The sequence below is a fragment of the Streptomyces sp. BBFR2 genome (genome assembly GCF_044497305.1).
Classification (GTDB): domain Bacteria; phylum Actinomycetota; class Actinomycetes; order Streptomycetales; family Streptomycetaceae; genus Streptomyces.
Genome location: NZ_CP172415.1, coordinates 2,160,602 through 2,178,658, shown reverse-complemented (window position 1 = coordinate 2,178,658; position 18,057 = coordinate 2,160,602). Strand labels below are relative to the sequence as shown.

Annotated in this window: 19 protein-coding genes; 7 read left to right on the top strand and 12 right to left on the bottom strand. The window is 73.7% G+C overall.

Annotated elements, in window-relative coordinates; translation table 11 throughout:
• Positions 1-71: 71 nt before the first annotated feature.
• From ACGH2B_RS08045 to ACGH2B_RS08035, 3 genes are read right to left on the bottom strand one after another with little or no spacing between them, the layout of a single operon-like run.
• Positions 72-1,232: an Mrp/NBP35 family ATP-binding protein gene (locus ACGH2B_RS08045; protein ID WP_399086255.1), complete on the bottom strand. Its 1,161-nt coding sequence runs from the start codon at positions 1,230-1,232 to the stop codon at positions 72-74.
• A gap of 43 nt (positions 1,233-1,275) precedes the next feature.
• Positions 1,276-1,851: a DUF1003 domain-containing protein gene (locus ACGH2B_RS08040; RefSeq protein ID WP_399086252.1), complete on the bottom strand. Its 576-nt coding sequence runs from the start codon at positions 1,849-1,851 to the stop codon at positions 1,276-1,278.
• On the bottom strand, positions 1,841-3,175 hold the full coding sequence (locus tag ACGH2B_RS08035) for a magnesium transporter MgtE N-terminal domain-containing protein (RefSeq protein WP_399086249.1): 1,335 nt from the start codon (positions 3,173-3,175) through the stop codon (positions 1,841-1,843). Before ACGH2B_RS08035 ends, ACGH2B_RS08040 begins: the two co-directional genes overlap by 11 nt.
• Before the next feature lie 211 nt (positions 3,176-3,386).
• On the opposite strand from ACGH2B_RS08035, the gene ACGH2B_RS08030 reads away from it, so the two are divergent.
• Positions 3,387-4,166 (top strand): hypothetical protein, encoded by a 780-nt coding sequence (locus ACGH2B_RS08030; RefSeq protein WP_399086246.1) that lies wholly within the window; start codon positions 3,387-3,389, stop codon positions 4,164-4,166.
• 128 nt (positions 4,167-4,294) lie between these two features.
• On the opposite strand, the gene ACGH2B_RS08025 is transcribed toward ACGH2B_RS08030, so the two are convergent.
• Together ACGH2B_RS08025 and ACGH2B_RS08020 are read right to left on the bottom strand one after the other, a co-directional pair.
• A complete protein-coding gene (locus tag ACGH2B_RS08025; RefSeq protein ID WP_399086243.1) occupies positions 4,295-4,831 on the bottom strand; it encodes a hypothetical protein in 537 nt (178 codons plus the stop codon).
• Between the two features lie 44 nt (positions 4,832-4,875).
• Positions 4,876-5,985 carry a magnesium and cobalt transport protein CorA gene (locus ACGH2B_RS08020; protein ID WP_399086240.1) on the bottom strand — a complete coding sequence of 370 codons (1,110 nt, stop codon included), beginning with the start codon at positions 5,983-5,985 and terminating at the stop codon, positions 4,876-4,878.
• A gap of 572 nt (positions 5,986-6,557) precedes the next feature.
• Here ACGH2B_RS08020 and ACGH2B_RS08015 point away from each other — a divergent pair.
• From ACGH2B_RS08015 to ACGH2B_RS08000, 4 genes are all read left to right on the top strand, one after another.
• Positions 6,558-7,175, top strand: coding sequence for a suppressor of fused domain protein (locus tag ACGH2B_RS08015; protein ID WP_399086237.1), 618 nt, complete (start codon positions 6,558-6,560; stop codon positions 7,173-7,175).
• A gap of 193 nt (positions 7,176-7,368) precedes the next feature.
• Entirely contained in the window at positions 7,369-8,007 is a 639-nt protein-coding gene (locus ACGH2B_RS08010; protein WP_399086234.1) for a DUF6758 family protein, read from the top strand.
• A gap of 200 nt (positions 8,008-8,207) precedes the next feature.
• Entirely contained in the window at positions 8,208-9,062 is an 855-nt protein-coding gene (locus ACGH2B_RS08005) for a PHP domain-containing protein (RefSeq protein ID WP_399086231.1), read from the top strand.
• Between the two features lie 123 nt (positions 9,063-9,185).
• Positions 9,186-9,791, top strand: a complete 606-nt coding sequence (locus ACGH2B_RS08000) for a MarC family protein (protein ID WP_399086228.1) — start codon at positions 9,186-9,188, stop codon at positions 9,789-9,791.
• An 83-nt stretch (positions 9,792-9,874) separates the two neighbouring features.
• On the opposite strand, the gene ACGH2B_RS07995 is transcribed toward ACGH2B_RS08000, so the two are convergent.
• From ACGH2B_RS07995 to ACGH2B_RS07985, 3 genes are all read right to left on the bottom strand, one after another.
• Positions 9,875-10,030 (bottom strand): hypothetical protein, encoded by a 156-nt coding sequence (locus ACGH2B_RS07995; protein WP_169750032.1) that lies wholly within the window; start codon positions 10,028-10,030, stop codon positions 9,875-9,877.
• Between the two features lie 249 nt (positions 10,031-10,279).
• Positions 10,280-11,128: an alpha/beta hydrolase gene (locus tag ACGH2B_RS07990; RefSeq protein WP_399086225.1), complete on the bottom strand. Its 849-nt coding sequence runs from the start codon at positions 11,126-11,128 to the stop codon at positions 10,280-10,282.
• A gap of 312 nt (positions 11,129-11,440) precedes the next feature.
• The gene (locus tag ACGH2B_RS07985; RefSeq protein WP_399086222.1) at positions 11,441-13,702 is read right to left on the bottom strand and encodes a DEAD/DEAH box helicase; all 2,262 of its coding nucleotides are present in this window, start codon (positions 13,700-13,702) and stop codon (positions 11,441-11,443) included.
• Positions 13,703-13,912: 210 nt separating this feature from the next.
• On the opposite strand from ACGH2B_RS07985, the gene ACGH2B_RS07980 reads away from it, so the two are divergent.
• Positions 13,913-14,650: a ferritin-like fold-containing protein gene (locus tag ACGH2B_RS07980; protein WP_399086219.1), complete on the top strand. Its 738-nt coding sequence runs from the start codon at positions 13,913-13,915 to the stop codon at positions 14,648-14,650.
• Between the two features lie 73 nt (positions 14,651-14,723).
• Here the strand turns inward: ACGH2B_RS07980 and ACGH2B_RS07975 are convergent, their stop codons facing one another.
• The 4 genes from ACGH2B_RS07975 to ACGH2B_RS07960 all read right to left on the bottom strand — a co-directional run bounded on the left by ACGH2B_RS07975 (position 14,724) and on the right by ACGH2B_RS07960 (position 16,864).
• The gene (locus tag ACGH2B_RS07975; RefSeq protein WP_399086216.1) at positions 14,724-14,993 is read right to left on the bottom strand and encodes a hypothetical protein; all 270 of its coding nucleotides are present in this window, start codon (positions 14,991-14,993) and stop codon (positions 14,724-14,726) included.
• A gap of 519 nt (positions 14,994-15,512) precedes the next feature.
• Positions 15,513-15,740: a DUF3107 domain-containing protein gene (locus ACGH2B_RS07970; protein ID WP_399086213.1), complete on the bottom strand. Its 228-nt coding sequence runs from the start codon at positions 15,738-15,740 to the stop codon at positions 15,513-15,515.
• Positions 15,741-15,858: 118 nt separating this feature from the next.
• A complete protein-coding gene (locus ACGH2B_RS07965; protein WP_399086210.1) occupies positions 15,859-16,500 on the bottom strand; it encodes a TetR/AcrR family transcriptional regulator in 642 nt (213 codons plus the stop codon).
• A 148-nt stretch (positions 16,501-16,648) separates the two neighbouring features.
• Positions 16,649-16,864 (bottom strand): hypothetical protein, encoded by a 216-nt coding sequence (locus tag ACGH2B_RS07960; RefSeq protein WP_399086208.1) that lies wholly within the window; start codon positions 16,862-16,864, stop codon positions 16,649-16,651.
• Between the two features lie 191 nt (positions 16,865-17,055).
• Between ACGH2B_RS07960 and ACGH2B_RS07955 the strand changes: the two genes are divergently transcribed.
• Positions 17,056-18,051 (top strand): alpha/beta fold hydrolase, encoded by a 996-nt coding sequence (locus ACGH2B_RS07955; protein ID WP_399086205.1) that lies wholly within the window; start codon positions 17,056-17,058, stop codon positions 18,049-18,051.
• The last annotated feature ends 6 nt before the right edge of the window (positions 18,052-18,057 follow it).

Here is an 18,057-nt window from a genome sequence, read left to right as displayed (position 1 = left end):
CACCGCCGAGGGGGCGGACCGGAAGTTTCCGGTCCGCCCCCTCGGCGGTGCTGCGGGCGGCCCGCCGCGGCTCAGAACTTGTTGCGCGGGGTGATCCCCAGCGACATGCCCTGGAGACCGCGCTGACGGCCACCGAGCTTGCCGGCGATGGCGCGGATCGCGGCGCCGGCGGGGGAGTCGGGGTCGCTGAGGACCACCGGCCTGCCCTCGTCGCCGCCCTCGCGCAGCCGGACGTCGATCGGGATGGAGCCGAGCACCGGCACCTGCGCGCCGGTCGTCTTCGTCAGCCCCTCGGCGACCCGCTCGCCGCCGCCGGTGCCGAACACGTCGACCATCTCGTCGCAGTGCGGGCACGGCAGCCCGGACATGTTCTCGACCACGCCGACGATCTTCTGGTGGGTCTGCACCGCGATCGACCCGGCCCGCTCGGCGACCTCCGCCGCCGCCTGCTGGGGCGTGGTGACGACCAGGATCTCGGCGTTGGGGACGAGCTGCGCCACGGAGATCGCGATGTCGCCGGTGCCGGGCGGCAGGTCGAGGAGGAGGACGTCGAGGTCGCCCCAGTAGACGTCGGCGAGGAACTGCTGGAGGGCGCGGTGCAGCATCGGGCCGCGCCAGACGACCGGGGCGTTGCCGGGCGTGAACATGCCGATCGAGATGACCTTCACGCCGTTCGCCGACGGCGGCATGATCATGTTCTCGACCTGGGTGGGACGGCCGTCGGCGCCCAGCATCCGCGGGACGGAGTGGCCGTAGATGTCGGCGTCCACGACGCCGACCTTCAGCCCGTCCGCCGCCATCGCCGCGGCGAGGTTGACCGTCACCGACGACTTGCCGACGCCGCCCTTGCCGGAGGCGACCGCGTAGACGCGCGTGAGCGAACCGGGCTTGGCGAACGGCACCTCACGCTCGGCGGTGGTGCCGCGCAGCGCCGCCGCCAGCTCCTTGCGCTGCTCGTCGCTCATCACGTCCAGCTCGACGCTCACGCCGGTGACGCCGTCGACGCGGGCGACCGCGTCCCGGACGCCGGAAGTGATCGTCTCGCGCATCGGGCAGCCGGAGACGGTGAGGTAGACGACGACCGCCACCGCGCCGTCCGCCGCGATGTCCACCGATTTGACCATCCCCAGTTCGGTGATGGGGCGGTGGATCTCGGGGTCGTTCACCGTCGCGAGCGCTTCGCGGACCGCGTCCTCGCTCGGTGCGGCGCCTGGGGGCGTGTCGGTAGCCATGCCCCGATATTACGGCGGGGTAGGCCTGTGGCGGAAAGCCCGTTCAGCGGTCGCGTTCGTCACGCTCCGCGCCGTCCGGCCGCTGCGTCTCCAGCTCCCTGATCAGCTCGGCCAGCTCGGAGCGGATCCAGTCGCGGGTGGCGACCTCGCCGAGTCCGAGGCGGAGCGCCGCGATCTCCCGCGTCAGGTACTCGGTGTCGGCGATCGACCGCTCGTTACGGCTGCGGTCCTGCTCGTGCGTGACGCGGTCGCGGTCGTCCTGGCGGTTCTGCGCCAGCAGGATCAGCGGCGCCGCGTACGACGCCTGGAGGGAGAGCGCCAGCGTCAGGAAGATGAACGGGTACTGGTCGAACCGCAGCGCCGCCGGCACGGCGACGTTCCAGCCGATCCACAACACGATGGTGACCGTCATCCAGACGAGGAAGCGGCCGGTGCCCAGGAAGCGGGCGATCTTCTCCGACAGCCGCCCGAACGCGTCCGGGTCGTACTCCGGCAGCAGGGTGCGGCGCGGCATCCGCGGCTGGTCGAGGCGGACCCGCGGCCGCTCGTTCGCGCCGCGCCGCAGCGCCGACGAACCGTTCGCCCGCGCCCGGACACCGTCCCGCTCCTCAGGCCCCATGGTCCACCTCCGGCGCCCGCCCGTCGTCCTCGGGCCGTTCGCCGGCGGGCGCTTCCTCGCCGTGCAGCTCCGTCTCCCGCCAGTCGTCCGGCAGCAGGTGATCGAGGACGTCGTCGACGGTGACGGCGCCCAGCAGCGCGCCGCTGTCGTCGACGACGGGCGCGGAGACGAGGTTGTACGTCGCCAGGTAGCGGGTCACCTCGGGCAGGGTGGCGTCCGGCGGCAGCGGCGGCAGATCGGTGTCGGCGATCGAGCTGACCAGCGTGAACGGCGGATCGCGCAGCAGCCGCTGGAAGTGCACCAGGCCGAGGAACTTCCCCGTCGGCGTCTCGTCGGGCGGCCGGCAGACGTAGATCTGGGCGGCGAGCGCGGGAGAGAGGTCCGGATCGCGCACCCGGGCCAGCGCGTACGCGACCGTCGCGTCCGGCCGCAGCACGATCGGCTCCGTCGTCATCAGTCCGCCCGCGGTGCGCTCCTCGTACGCCATCAGACGCCGGACGTCCGCGGCGTCCTCCGGGCGCATCAGCGTCAGCAGCCGCTCCTTCTCCTCCTCGGGGAGTTCGGAGAGGAGGTCGGCGGCGTCGTCCGGGTCCATCGCCTCCAGGACGTCGGCGCGGCGCTGCTCCTTCAGCTTGCCGAGGATCTCGACCTGGTCGTCCTCGGGCAGCTCCTCCAGGACGTCGGCGAGCCGGTCGTCGTCGAGAGCGGAGGCGACCTCGGCGCGGCGTTTGGGTGACAGATGGTGCAGTACGCCGGCGAGGTCGGCGGGGCGTAGCTGCTCGAAGGTGGCGACCAGGTTCTCCGCGCCCTGCCCGTGCTCCTCCAGCGAGAACCCGGTCACCGCCGACCACTCGACCGTCAGCGCCTCACCCTTACGGCGCAGCGCCCCGCCCTTGCCCCGCCGGACGAAGACCTTGTCGATCTCCCAGTCGCGGCGGGCCGGGAGCTGGATGATGCCGATGTCGAGGACGGTGACCTCCTCGCCGGTCTCCACCAGCCGCACCCGGCGGTCGAGGAGTTCGCCGAGGACCAGCGTCTCGGAGGCGCGCTGCTCGAAGCGGCGCATGTTGATCACGCCGGTGGTGACGACCTGTCCGGACTCCACACCCGTCACCCGGGTCATCGGCAGGAAGACCCGGCGCCGCTGGGCGACCTCGACGACCAGTCCGAGCAGCCGGGGCGGACGGCCCTCGCGGGTGCCGCTGCCCTTCGTCCGCAACATCGCGACCAGGTCGCGGACGCGTCCGACCTGGTCGCCGTTGGGGTCGAAGACGGCGACGCCGGACAGGTGTGAGACGAAGACCCGGGGAGTCACCACCGCCATGCAGCGCGCCTTTCGTTCTCCGGCCGGTCGGACGAGGGCAGATTTCTGTACAAAAGCGTCAATCCGGGTTCAGGCTAACGCGCCCGGCTCGTCCGCGCCCCGGCGAGCGGCCCGTCCGGCGGCGGACGGCGCGGGCGCCGGAGCGCCCCCGCGGGACCGGTACGCTGCCGTTCTGCTGTCGAGGTCACCCGTAACAGGAGGCAGAACCGACGTGAGTGCAACCCCCCTGGGGCCCGGCCCCCGACCCGTGACCGCCGCCCGTCGCGCGGGGCGGACGGCGCTCCTGGGGGCGGTGGGCGCGGGCCTGGCCATGGCGCTGACGGGATGCGCCGAGGACCCGGACGCCGGGACGAACGGCGTCGGCAAACTGTCCGCCACCACCATCGAGGCGAAGGCGCGGGCGGCGGCGGAGAGCGCCGGTACGGTCCGCCTCTCCGGCAGCTTCGTCAGCCAGGGCGCCACCTACAAGCTGGACATGCACCTCACCGGTGACGGCGCCAAGGGTGAACTGACCACCCGTAAGTCGACGTTCGCGCTGCTGCGGGTCGGCGACGCGCTCTACCTCAAGGCGGACGCCGCGTTCTGGGCGGGAGAGAAGGCGGGCGGCGGGAACGACGCGGCGGCGGCGGACAAGCTCGGCGGCAAGTACGTCAAGGTGCCCGCCGCCGACCCGGTCTACAAACGCTTCAGCGGCTTCACCGACAAGCACGACCTGCTGGGGAGCCTGCTCACCCTGCGCGGCAAGCTCGCCACCGGCGACCACGCCACCGTCGGCGGCGTCAAGACCATCCGCGTCGCGGGCGGCGGCGGCACCGGCGGCACCCTCGACGTCTCCCTGGAGGGCGAGCCCTACCCCCTCCGCCTGGAACGCGGCGGCGACGCGGGCACGGTCCGCTTCGACGACTGGGACAAGGGCGTCTCCCTCAAGCCCCCGGCCCAGGACCAGATCGTCGACTACGGCAAGCAGGTCTCGGCGCCGTCGGCGGGGTGAGGGCGGGGCAGCTCCGGTGACCGCGGCGGACCGTGAACGGCGCCGGGCGGCGGGCCGCGCCGGAGGCCGCCGGCCCGCCACCGACGACGGGGCCGCGCCCCTCGCCGGGGCCGCTCCCCGCCGCCGCCTCAGCCCTTACGCCCCCGCCGCAGCAGCTTGGGCAGCGCCGCCGGGACCGGGCGGCGGGTGATCGCGGGGGAGGGCAGCGGCGGAGCGGCGTGGGCGTCGTCCGGCATCGCGCCGGGGCGCTGCTCGGCGCCGACCGGCTCCAGCCGCAGCACCCGGCACTCGGCCGCCCAGCGCTCCACGAGCGTCTGAGCGTCCGGCGCGTTGAGCCGCTTGCCCTTCAGCTCGTCGACGGCGGTGCGCCACGCCTCACCGTCCGGCGCCGTCTCCACGACGCGCGCCCGCCACGCCACGAGACGGCCGCCCTTGTCCTTGCTGCGGACGGTGACCGTCGCGGTGCCGCCGTCGGTCAGCCCCAGATCCGCCAGCGGCTGCTCGCCCGCACCGTCCCCGACCAGGCACGCCGCGCCGTCCACCCACAGATGCCACAGCGCCCGGGACGGGCCGGTGGCACCCCGCACCCAGATCAGCCCGGACTTCTTCGTGGCCTCTTCGATGAGCGCGCGGTCCTGGAGCGCCTGCGACGGGGTCGATGTCATGTCCGTCAGCCTAATGGGCCGGTCACCCGCGCCCCGGGCCGCCGTCAGAGCCAGCCGTTGCGCTTGAAGCCGCGGTGGATGCCGAAGCAGAGCGCGACGGTCGCCACCAGCACCGCCGGATAGCCGTACTTCCAGTGCAGCTCCGGCATGTTGTTGAAGTTCATGCCGTAGATCCCGGCGATCATCGTGGGCACGGCGAAGATCGCGGCCCACGAGGTGATCTTGCGCATGTCCTCGTTCTGCGCGACGGCCGCCTGCGCCAGGTTGGCCTGGAGGATGGAGTTGAGCAGGTCGTCGAAGGAGAGCACCTGCTCGTTGACGCGCGCCAGGTGGTCGGCGACGTCGCGGAAGTACTTCTGGATGTCGGAGTCGACGGGCCGCATCGGACGCTCGCTCAGCAGTTGCAACGGCCGCAGCAGCGGCGACACCGCCCGCTTGAACTCCAGCACCTCACGCTTGAGTTGGTAGATCCGCCCGGCGTCGCCGCCCCGCGTCCCGCCCCGCCCGGCACCCGAGCTGAAGACGTCGATCTCCACCTCGTCGATGTCGTCCTGCACCGCGCCCGCGACCGCGATGTACCCGTCGACGACCTGGTCGGCGATGGCGTGCAGCACCGCCGACGGGCCCTTGGCCAGCAGCTCCGGGTCGTCCTGGAGCCGGTGGCGCAGCGCCCGCAGCGAGCCCTGCCCGCCGTGCCGGACGGTGACGATGAAGTCCCGCCCGGTGAAGCACATCACCTCGCCGGTCTCCACGACCTCGCTGGTCGAGGTCAGCTCCGCGTGCTCGACGTAGTGCACGGTCTTGAACACCGTGAAGAGGGTGTCGTCGTACCGCTCCAGCTTCGGCCGCTGATGGGCGTGGACGGCGTCCTCGACGGCGAGCGGGTGCAGCCCGAACTCCGCGGCGATACCGGCGAATTCGGCCTCCGACGGCTCGTGCAGCCCGATCCAGGCGAAGCCGCCCTCGCTCCGTACGCTCGCCATGGCCTCGGCGGCGGTGCAGGCGGCCCGTACCCGCCGGCCCTCGCGGTAGACGGCGCAGTCGACGACGGCGCTGTTCACGCAGGACGGAGCGGACTTCTCGTAGCCGAAGGCGGCGCCGTCACGGCGGCGGGAGGGACGGACGGCGGCGCGCAGGTCACGGATCATCGACATGGCAAGCTCCTTCACGGGCCGGCCGTCAGCGGCGTGCGCGGGGCGTAACGCAGCCCGGAACGTGGACGTACGAGGCGTCATCGGCCGTACGTCCGCAAAGCGGGCGGCGTTCCGTGCCGGGGCACTGACGGCGCGCGGAGAATTCGAGGAATTCGCTGAGAGATACGGAACAGAGGGGCGAAGGCGCTCTTCCGTCATCTCCGTCCGGAGCGAAGGAACTTCACGATGTTTCGCCGCTGGGCCGCGGGGTACGGAAGCCTTCGGCGTTCAGAAGATTCGCTGCGCGAGAGGGATGACAGGAGAACTATCGGTACTGCACGGTCGACTCGGATCCACCGCAGCCCCACCTCCTCCGGCCGGTCCCCGCTGGGGGACGACGTCATTCCCTGACCAAAGGGCAGGCTATCAGCCGCCCGTGGTGCCACCGCGCCGCTTTGCCTGTTCGATACGAAGCCGATTCACGGCGTTTTCCCGCATGCCCGCGTACGGGTCCGAGGGCGCGTCCGAGGCCGCGCCGGAGGCTGCGGGGCGGGCCGTCCGGCGCCGCGCCGGCCCGCTCTATGCTCGCGGGCATGTCTGACGTTCTCGATCTGGTCGAAGCCCGGCTGCGCACCGCCCTGGGCGAGCCGGACGCCCGCGCCGCCGTCACCTTCCTCGGCACCGACCGTATCGAGGTGCTCCGCTTCGTCGGCGACGGTGTGGTGCGCTACGCCACGCTCGGGATGTCCGCGCATCCGATGACGGACCCGGCGGGCACCGCGCCCGGTCTGGGCGCGCCCCCGTCGGTGGTGTTCGCCGATCCGGTGGCCGGGCCCCGCGCCGAGTTGGTGATCACGCTGCGGCCGGGCCGCGCCGATATCGACAAGGTGCTGCGGCCGCTCGCCGTACTCGCCGCGTCGCCGCAGGTCGAGGGCGTGGTGGTGGCACCGGGCGCCTCCTTGGACACCGGGGAGCCGCTGTGGCCGGGCGCCGGTTTCACCTCCGTACTGGTCGCCGCGTCCGGGGGGCTCGTCGAGGATCTGGAGCTGGACGCGCCGCTGGATCCGGTGCGCTTCCTGCCGCTGCTGCCGATGACGCCCAACGAGGCGGCGTGGAAGCGGGTGCACGGCGCGGAGGCGCTCCAGGAGCGGTGGCTGGCGCAGGGCACGGACCTGCGGGACCCGCTGCGCGGTGGTGCGGATCTGTCGTGAGGCGCCTCACGTGCGGTGCCGGGCGGCGGAGGGCGCGGCGCGTGCGGCCGTGGCCTGCGGTGGTGCCCCGTGCGCGGCCGGTCTCCGGCGCGCGGCGGCTCTTCGGCGCGTACCGCTCCGGGGCGAGGGGCGTCCCGACCGGTCGGGTGATCGTCCTTGACGCGGCCGCGCGCCTGGAGGACCGTGGGTCCCTATGAGGGGTGAACCCAGTTGCCCGAAGTGCGGTGGCCGCGTCCGGGCGCCCGGTCTCTTCTCCGACTCCTGGCAGTGCGCCGTGCACGGCACCGTGCAGCCGCTCCAGCCGGTCGTCCCACCGAGCGTCGAAGCTCTCAGCGTTGTCGTGAACCGCTCACAGGTGCCGGTGTGGATGCCCTGGCCGCTGCCGGTCGGCTGGCTCTTCACGGGGGTGGCCTGCGCCGGTGACGACCGCAGCGGCGGCCGCGCCACCGCCGTCGCCTGCTCCGGCCCCGGTCCGCTCGGCGGTCCCGGCGAACTCCTGCTGATCGCCGAGGAGCTGGGCGTGGGGCTCGGCGCCCGCTACGCCGGGATCGACGGCCCGGATCCCGGCCCCGGTATGCGCGTCGACGGTGCCCCGCACACCAAGGTCCTCGCTTCCGGCCGCCCGACGCCGATGTGGCACGTCGAGGGCGCCCCGGCCGACCGTGTGGTCTTCGCCGGGGAGGCCCGCGGGCTGTGGCTGTGGGCGATCGTCTGGCCCGAGCAGTCCGGGCTGATGATGTACGACGAACTGGTCCTGACCGATCTGCGCGAGGCGGGCGCCGAGGTGGACCTGCTGCCGTGCGGGGCGCTCTCCCCGCGCATCCTGTCCTGAGCCCGGCCCGCCGTCCCGCGTGCGCGGCGGGCCCGGGGCGCGTACGGGCCCCGTCGCGGGTGCGGCCGCCGTCGGCGCCGGGAGGCGGACGGGTGGCTTCCGCGGGGCCGGTATCCTTGGCGCGACGCCCTCCGGTGCGCTACGGCGCCCGAGCGGGGCGCCGTCCGGTCACCGTCCCGTAGCGCAGGGAGGAGTTCGTCGTGCGCATCGATCTGCACACCCACTCCACCGCCTCCGACGGTACGGACACCCCCGCCGAGCTGGTGGCGGGCGCCGCCGCCCGCGGGCTGGACGTCGTCGCGCTGACCGACCACGACACCGTCGCCGGGCACGCCGCGGCGCGCGCCGCGCTGCCCGCCGGGCTGACGCTGGTCACCGGCGCCGAGCTGTCCTGCCGGATCGACGGCACCGGGCTGCACATGCTCGCCTACCTCTTCGACCCGGACGAGCCCGCGTTCGCCCGGGAGCGGGAGCTGCTCCGCGACGACCGGGTGCCGCGCGCCCGGGGCATGGTCGCCAAGCTGCGGGAGCTGGGCGTTCCGATCACCTGGGAGCGGGTCGCCGCCATCGCCGGGGACGGTGCCGTGGGGCGGCCGCACGTGGCCACCGCCATGGTCGAGCTGGGCGTCGTGCCCACCGTCTCCGACGCGTTCACCGCGCAGTGGCTGGCCAACGACGGCCGTGCGTACGTCGACAAGCACGAGCTGGACCCGTTCGCCGCGCTCCGGCTGATCAAGGAAGCGGGCGGCGTCGCCGTCGTCGCGCACCCCGCGGCCGTCAAGCGCGGCGCCTGTGTGCCCGAGGGTGCCCTCGCCGAGCTGGCCGCCGCCGGGCTCGACGGCATCGAGGTCGATCACATGGACCACGACGCGCCGACCCGCGCCCGGCTGCGCGGGCTCGCCGCCGAGCTGGGGCTGCTGACCACGGGCTCCAGCGACTACCACGGCACGCGCAAGAGCTGCGACCTCGGTGAATACACCACCGACCCCGAGATCTACGGCGAGATCGTCCGCCGGGCCACCGGCGCCTTCCCCGTCCCCGGCGCGGGCGGCTGAGCCCCCGCCGCCGGAGTCCGGCGGTTCCTCTCCCTTCCGGCGCCCGCCCCTGTGCGGTGCGTCCGCGCGCCGCCGTGCCGGTGCGCCGTTCCCCTCCGCTCCTTCGCAAGGCCATTCATCACCGTGTTCGACGTCGCTGCCTTCAGCACTCTCTTCGTGACCCTTTTCGTCATCATGGATCCCCCCGGGATCACCCCGATCTTCCTGGGGCTGACCGCCGGGCGTCCCGCCAAGGTCCAGCGCCGGATGGCCTGGCAGGCGGCGGTCGTCGCGTTCTGCGTCATCGCCGTCTTCGGGGTCTTCGGCCGCCAGATCCTGGGCCGGCTGCACATCAGCACGCCCGCCCTGATGATCGCGGGCGGGCTGCTCCTGCTGCTCGTCGCGCTGAACCTGCTCACCGGCAAGTCCGAGGAGCCGACGCAGACCAAGGACGTCAATGTGGCGCTGGTCCCGCTGGGCATGCCGCTGCTGGCGGGGCCCGGCGCGATCGTCTCGGTGATCCTCGCCGTCCAGCACGCCCACGGCGTCACCGCGCAGCTCTCGGTGTGGACCGCCATCGTGGCGATCCACATCGTCCTCTACCTGACGATGCGGTTCTCGCTGCTGGTCATCCGTGTCATCAAGGACGGCGGGGTGGTGCTGGTGACCCGGCTCGCCGGCATGATGCTCTCCGCGCTCGCCGTGCAGCAGATCATCAACGGCGTCACCCAGGTCATCCAGGGCGCCTGACCGGCTCCGGACGCAGTCGCGCCCCCGTACGGCATGTCCGTACGGGGGCGCATCCGCATCCACCGCGCGGGGCGGCTTCAGCGTTACCGGGCGGCGACGGTGTCGGCCGGGCGGATGTAGATGCGCTGGCCGATTGCGGCGGCCTGCTGCACGATCCGGTTGACGGAGGCGGCGTCCACGACGGTGCTGTCCACGGCGGTGCCGTCGACATCGTCCAGGCGCATGATCTCGAAGCGCATACGGCTTCCCTTCGTCTGATCCTCCTGCTGGAGAACTGATGGATGGCGAGCGCGGGCGTCGCTGCCCGAGCTTCTGACCTGTCCAACGTCCTGGCCGCCTGCAAACATTCCCTACGCTAAAGAAAATTTTCGATGGTCTAAGTATTTGCTGGTGAGGAGGGGAAAACGGGCCCGGCCCGATACCGGCCCGGGCCCGCGGCGACCGGCTCGCACGGCCGGAGGATCAGCCCGTACGGGCCGGGGAACGGCTCAGTGCTCGGCCCAGAAGGCGGCCAGCGCGGCGGCGGTCTCGGCGGGGCGTTCCGCGTTGGGGGAGTGCTCCGAGTCCGCGATGACCGTGCGGCGGGCGGCCAGCCGTACCGCCATCTTGTCGATCAGCGGCACCGGCCAGGCGTAGTCCACCACGCCGGAGACCAGATGCTTGGGGAGCGGCACCGCGGCCAGTTCGTCGACCCGGTCCGGCTCCTCCAGCATCTGCCGCCCGGCGGCGATGAGCTGCTCGGGGACGGTCGCCAGCCAGCGCCGTCGCATGAAGTCACCGATCTCCGGCGGCTCGTCGTCCGCCGTCTCCGGCGGCTCCATCGACTGCATGACGGCCCAGACCGCCGCCATGTCCATCGAGCCGAGCGCGTCGATCAGCATCCGTACGCGGATCTGCTGCGCCGGGTCGACGGCCGCCGGGCCGGAGCTGAGGATCGTCAGCGACCGGAACGGCACCGGGTCCGCAAGCACCGCCGCCCGGCTCACCAGCCCGCCGAACGAATGCCCCAGCAGATGCACCGGGCCGCCCAGCGCACGGGCCTGCGCCAGGACGTCCCGCGCCAGCGCGTCCTGCGTGTACGCGGCGACGTCCCGGGGGCCGGGCGACTCGAACTGGCCGCGGCCGTCCACCGCCACCGTCCGGAACCCGGCGGCGGCGAGCGGCGCGAGCAGCCCGATGAAGTCCTCCTTGCTGCCGGTGAAACCAGGGACCAGCAGTGCCGTGCCCAGCGGCGTCCGCTCGGGCAGGGCGTCGTGCGCGGCGAACTCCCCGCGCGTGGTGACGAGACGCCGCGCGCTGGCGCACGGCGGGAGCGTGAGTGTCGGCGGGCTGCTCATGGCTCCGAGGCTATCCGCCCGTACCGGGGGCGTCGGCGTGCGGCGGCCCGCGGCGGCCCGGGGTTCGCCCGGTGGGCGGGGCCTTCCGGACGGGCCGGCGGCCGGTGGGCGGGCGCTCCCGGATGGGCCGGTGCCCTGGTGGGAGTGGGGTCCCGGGCGGGCCGGTGGCCGGTGGGCGGGTGTCTTTCGGACGTACTGACGGCCGGTGGGACGGGCGCCCCCGATGCCCTGGGCGGGCCGCCGCCCCCCGTACACGCCGACGGCCCGCCCCCGCCGGGTGGCGGGAACGGGCCGTCGGCCGGGTGCTGCGGATCAGCTCTCCGGCGTCGCCTCGGCGGCCGGGGCCTTCGCGCGGGTGCGGCGGCGGACCGGCTCGGCGGCGGCCTCGGCCGCCTCCGCGGTCTTGGCCGCGGCGCTCTTCCGCGTCCGCTTGGGCTTGGCGGGGGCCTCGGCGCCTTCGGCGGTCTCCGCGGCCTTCGCGGCGGCGGTCTTCCGCGTCCGCTTGGGCTTCGCGGGGGCCTCGGAGCCCTCGGCGCTCTCCACGGCCTCGGTGGCCTTCGCGGCGGCCGTCTTACGGGCCCGCTTCGGCTTGGCGGGGGCCTCGGCGCCTTCGGCGGTCTCCGCGGCCTTCGCGGCGGCGGTCTTCCGGGCGCGCTTCGGCTTCGCCTCCTCGGCGACCGGGGCGGCGGGCGCCTCGACGGTCGCCACCGCGGCCTCGGCGGCCTGCGGCGCCTGTGCCTCGGCGGGCTTCGCGCCGCGCGTCCGGCGCCGCCGCGGCTTCGCCGGGGCGGCCTCCGCCTCCTCGGCGACGGGCGCCACGGGCTGCGCGTCCGCGACCGGCGTCACGGCCTCGGCCGCCCGGCCGCGGGTCCGGCGACGACGGCGCGGCTGGCGCGCCTCACCGCCCTCGGCAGGTGCGCCCTCCGCGGTGTCCAGAGCGGCGTCCGCCTGCGGGGCCGCGGCGCCGTCGACGGCCGTGCCGCCACGGGTGCGCCGCCGCTGGCGGGGCGTGCGGGTGCGCTGCGGGCGCTCCTCCGTCGCCGCCGGGGCCTGGCCCCGCCCGCGGCCGCGGCCGCCGGTCTCACCGAGGTCCTCGACCTCCTCGGCGGCGAGCCCGGCGCGGGTCCGCTCCGAGCGCGGCAGCACGCCCTTGGTGCCCGCCGGGATGTGGAGCTGCTCGTAGAGGTGCGGCGAGGTGGAGTACGTCTCCTCCGGCTCGTCGAACGGCAGGTCCAGCGCCTTGTTGATCAGCTTCCAGCGCGGGATGTCGTCCCAGTCGACGAGGGTGACCGCGGTGCCCTTGGCGCCCGCGCGGCCGGTGCGGCCGATGCGGTGCAGGTAGGTCTTCTCGTCCTCGGGGGACTGGTAGTTGATGACGTGCGTCACGCCCTCGACGTCGATACCGCGGGCGGCGACGTCGGTGCAGACCAGGACGTCGACCTTGCCGTTGCGGAAGGCGCGCAGCGCCTGCTCGCGGGCGCCCTGGCCGAGGTCGCCGTGGACCGCGCCGGACGCGAAACCGCGCCGCGCGAGCTGGTCGGCGATGTCGGCGGCGGTCCGCTTCGTCCGGCAGAACACCATCGCCAGTCCCCGGCCCTCGGCCTGGAGGATCCGCGAGACCATCTCCGGCTTGTCCAGGGAGTGCGCGCGGAAGACGTGCTGGGTGGTGTTGGCGACGGTCTGGCCCTCGTCGTCCGGCGCGGTGGCGCGGATGTGCGTGGGCTGCGACATGTAACGGCGCGCCAGCGAGATGACCTGACCCGGCATGGTGGCCGAGAACAGCATCGTCTGCCGCTTGGCCGGCAGGAGCTGGATGATCCGCTCGACGTCCGGCAGGAAGCCGAGGTCCAGCATCTCGTCGGCCTCGTCCAGCACCAGGCTGCGGACCTTCGACAGGTCGAGCTTGCGCTGGCCCGCGAGGTCGAGGAGGCGCCCCGGGGTGCCGACGACGACGTCGACGCCCTTCTGCAACGCCTCGACCTGCGGCTCGTACGCCCGGCCGCCGTAGATCGCCAGCACCCGGACGTTCCGCACCTTGCCGGCGGTGAGCAGGTCGTTGGTGACCTGCTGGCACAGCTCGCGGGTGGGGACGACGACGAGCGCCTGCGGCGCCTCGGTCAGCTCCTCGGGGGTGGACCGGCCCGCCTCGACGTCGGCGGGGACGGTGACGCGCTCCAGCAGCGGCAGGCCGAAGCCCAGCGTCTTACCGGTGCCGGTCTTCGCCTGGCCGATGACGTCGCTGCCGGAGAGCGCGACGGGGAGCGTCAGCTCCTGGATGGGAAAGGGGGAAACGATGCCGACGGCTTCGAGGGCCTCGGCGGTCTCGGGGAAAATCCCGAGCTCTCGGAACGTAGACAGAATCTTGCCTCTTCTGTGAGACGCGGCGTGAGGCGGCGAAGGGGGTCGTACCGCGCTTCGTACGAGGTGTGTACGGGCCGGGTTGCAAAGCCGACGGTGCGCGGGACCACTGCCAACGCTCAGGCACTCCTGCCGCGAGCGGTGTCCCTCCTGCTGATGCGTACGTCGCGTACGCGCCGCGGGGGAGGGCGGTCGGGTTGGAGCCGATCGGGCCACCGACCGGGCATCCGCATGCGTGGAACGACCCACCGATACTCGGCGGGCGCATTACCACTGTACCCCGGATGCGACGGGACACCCGAAGGCTTGTCTGAGTGAGAAAGGGAACAAGCCGCCCCGGGGCGCGCTCCCGGGCGGCAGGGAGCCCGCCGCGCGGCCCGGCGGCCCGGCCGCTGCGGGCGCGGCCCGGCGGCTATTGTGCCGGTCATGGAGACGCCAGACACCGCCACCGCCGACGCGCCGGAACCGACCGGGATCGCCGCCCAGAACTGGACGGAGGCATCCGCCGAGCCGCACTACCGCGCCGCCGTGATCGACCTGCTGGGCGCCCTCGCCTACGGCGAGCTGTCCGCCTTCGAGCGGCTCGCGGAGGACTCGAAGCTCGCGCCGACCATGGACGACAAGGCCGAACTGGCCAAGATGGCGTCGGCGGAGTTCCACCACTTCGAGCGGCTGCGGCAGCGCCTCGCCGACATCGAGGCGGAGCCCAACGAGGCGATGGAGCCGTTCGCCGCCGCGCTGGACGAGTTCCACCGCCAGACCGCGCCGTCGGACTGGCTGGAGGGCCTGGTCAAGGCGTACGTCGGCGACTCGATCGCCAGTGACTTCTACCGTGAGGTCGCCGCCCGCCTGGACTCCGACACCCGCGACCTGGTGCTGGCCGTCCTGGACGACACCGGACACGCCACCTTCGCGGTCGAGAAGGTGCGCGCCGCGATCGAGGCGGACCCGCGGGTCGGCGGGCGGCTGGCGCTGTGGGCGCGGCGGCTGATGGGCGAGGCGCTGTCGCAGGCGCAGCGGGTGGTCGCCGACCGTGACGCGCTCTCGACGATGCTGGTCGGCGGCGTCGCCGACGGCTTCGACCTGGCCGAGGTCGGCCGGATGTTCTCCCGGATCACCGAGGCGCACACCAAGCGGATGGCCGCCCTGGGGCTGGCCGCCTGAGCGGCGTACCCGGACGGACACAGGGAGCGGCCCCGGACCGATCGGTCCGGGGCCGCTCCCTGTGTGCCGACGGTCAGGCGGGGGCCGAGCCGCGCAGGGCGCCGCGGGCCGGGCGGAGCAGCAGCGAGAGCAGCGCGGCGCCCACGGCGACGGCCGCGACGAGCGTCTGGACGGGGTGACCCGGGCCGAGGATCGAGTGCGTCAGCAGCGCCCCGAGGAGCGCGGCGCCGGGGCCGGTGGCCAGTGTCAGGGAGCGGGCCGGGAAACGATCCGGCAGCCGGCGGGTGGCGGCGAAGGAGAGGACGAGACCGACGGCGACGGCGCCCAGAGCTTCCCAGATCATGCGTGTTCCCTCCCGCGCAACAACGGCTGACGAACCCGACCGACCGGACGAACAAATCGGTCGTAGCGGTGGTACCCACCAGCCACGCTCAGCAACCCTCATCCCCCCGTTCCGCCGAACCGGTGGGGGAGGGGGGACGCCTGAGGCGCGAGGGGACGCCGTTCCGGCCCGGAGCGCGGGCGATGACGCGGCGGCCGCGGCTGCCCGTTCCGGAAGCGGAAGGGGAAGCGGAATCCCACGGGCCTGGGGGGCGCGGGTCTCGGGAGGCGGCGCCGGTGCGGCGTGGTCACTCGGAACCCGTACGGCCCGTTGCTCCGGTGCGGTGGGGGCCCGGGGCCCGTACGGCCCGTTGCTCCGGTGCGGTGCGGGCCTGGAACCCGTACGGTCCGGCTGCCCGGAGAGACGGGGGCGTGGCCCCGGGGCCGTAGCCCCGCGCCGGTCCGGGAACGCCGACGGCGGCCGGGATGGGGAATCCCGGCCGCCGTCGTGGGGCCTCGGGCGCCGGTGGGCGCCGGGGGCTCAGAGTGCGCCGAAGCCGACCTTGCGGACCGCCTGCTCGCCGATCTCCACATAGGCGAGCCGGTCCGCCGGGACGAGGACCTTGCGGCCGTGCTCGTCCACCAGGCTCAGCAGCGGCGACTTGCCGCCCAGGGCGTCGGCGACGGCGCCCTCCACCTCTTCGGCAGACTGCGCGCTCTCGAGAACGATCTCGCGGGGCGCGTGCTGCACGCCGATCTTGACCTCCACGGCTGATGTCCCTCCGACGGTCAGTTGGGTGCGCGGGCGTCCGCGCCGTACGCAGCACACATTAGCCCGGTACGGGGAGGTGCAGGGTGCCCGAGGGGCACGCCGGGAGCGAACACGGTCAGTGGGGATCGATGCCGTGCAGCGGGAAACCGGCGATGCCCTTCCACGCCAGGGAGGTCAGCAGACCCACCGCGGTGTCCCGCGGGACCTTGCTGTCGGCCGCCAGCCAGTAGCGCGCCACCACCTGCGAGACGCCGCCGAGGCCCACGGCCAGCAGCATCGACTCGTCCCGGGAGAGACCGGTGTCCTCGGCGATCACCGTGCAGATCGCCTCGGCGCACTCCAGGGAGACCTTGTCGACCCGCTCGCGGACCGCCGGTTCGTTGGTCAGATCGGACTCGAAGACCAACCGGAACGCGCCGCCCGGATCCTCGACGTAGGCGAAGTAGGCGTCCATCGTCGCCGCGACGCGCTGCTTGTTGTCGTTGGTCGACGCCAGCGCCGTGCGCACCGAGTGCAGCAGCGCCTCGCAGTGCTGGTCGAGGAGGGCGAGGTAGAGGTCGAGCTTGCCCGGGAAGTGCTGGTAGAGCACCGGCTTGCTGACGCCCGCCCGCTCGGCGATGTCGTCCATCGCGGCGGCGTGGTAGCCCTGCGCGACGAATACTTCCTGTGCCGCACCCAGGAGCTGGTTGCGCCGTGCTCGGCGCGGCAGTCGTGTGCCCCGCGGGCGCGCCGCCTCGGTCTGCTCGATGGCGCTCACGCTGCCTCCCAGAAGTCGTTCCGTACGCGGCGCGCACAAGGTCGCCCGCCGCGCCCGCCATCGTACTTTTGGGTAACCGGGCTGTGCGCGGTCCGAGCCGAGAAATTACGGTCCGGGCCCTTGTCGGAAGGTGACATAACGCCCCAGGTCATCGGTATTCGTCTTCGTTGAGTTCCACGATGCGGGACTGTTCGGCGCGGTCCGCCTCGTTCGCGGTGTCGAGGTCGGCGCCGGCGGGTGTCTCGTCGCGGCGGGGGGCGACGTCCGCGTGCTGTTCCTGGGCGTCGGCCTCCGGTGCCTCGTCGGAGAAGCCGCTTGCGTTCTCGTCGTCGAAGGTGTCCGGGTCGCTCGGATCGACCGGCATGGCGTTCCCTCTCTGGACTCTCTCGGACCTCTGTGCCTTCCTCGCCCGCGGGCGGTTCGGTGCCCGGTGCGGCGGGCCTCCGGCCGGGGCGCCTTTGGTACCGAGCGTAGAAGAGCGGATGCGGCGGCGCGATGCGGTGTGTGACCGCGAACACATCAATGCGCGCGTGATCATCTCGTAACATCGACGGCATGTCTTCGACCGAGTCGCCCGACACCCGGACCGCAGCCCTTCCGGTGCCGCCCGGTGGTCCGGGGCGGCCCGGTCCGCAGGAGTCCGCCGAGACGCTGCGGCTGGTGCCGCTGCCCGGACTGACGCTCGGCGTACGGACCCTGACGGCCGCCGCCCCCGGTGCGGCGGAGCGCGAGCCCGCGCTGTACGTCCACGGGCTCGGCGGCTCCTCGCGGAACTGGTCGGCGCTGATGCCGCTGCTCGCCGACCGGCTCGACGGCGAGGCGCTCGACCTGCCCGGCTTCGGTGAGGCGCCGCCGCCCGACGACGGCAACTACTCGGTCGCGGCCCAGGCGCGTGCGGTCATCCGCCACCTCGACGCGGCCGGGCGCGGCCCGGTCCACCTCGTCGGCAACTCCATGGGCGGCGCCGCCGCGACGCGGGTGGCCGCCGCCCGGCCCGACCTCGTCCGCACCCTGACACTGATCTCCCCGGCCCTGCCGGAGCTGCGGCCGCAGCGGACGGCGGTCCCCACGGCGCTGCTCGCGGTGCCCGGCACGGCCCGCCTCTTCGCCCGCCTCACCCGCGACTGGACGCCCGAGCACCGCACCCGCGCGGTGCTGGCGCTCTGCTACGGCGACCCGCGCAACGTCACCCCCGACGGCTTCCGCGACGCGGTCGACGAGTACACCAAGCGGCTCGAACTCCCGTATTTCCGGGAGGTGATGGAGCGCTCCGCCCGCGGGCTGGTCAACGCCTACACCCTCGGCGGGCAGCACAGTCTGTGGCGGCAGGCGGAGCGGGTGCTCGCGCCGACGCTCCTCGTCTACGGTGGGCGCGACCGGCTCGTCGGGTACCGGATGGCACGGCGGGCCGCCGCCGCCTTCCGCGGGGCGCGGCTGGTGACACTGCCCGACGCCGGGCACGTGGCGATGATGGAGTACCCGCGGACGGTGGCGCGGGCCATCCGGGAACTGATCGACGACACGGCGGCGGCCGATACGGGCAGGAGCTGACGGAGC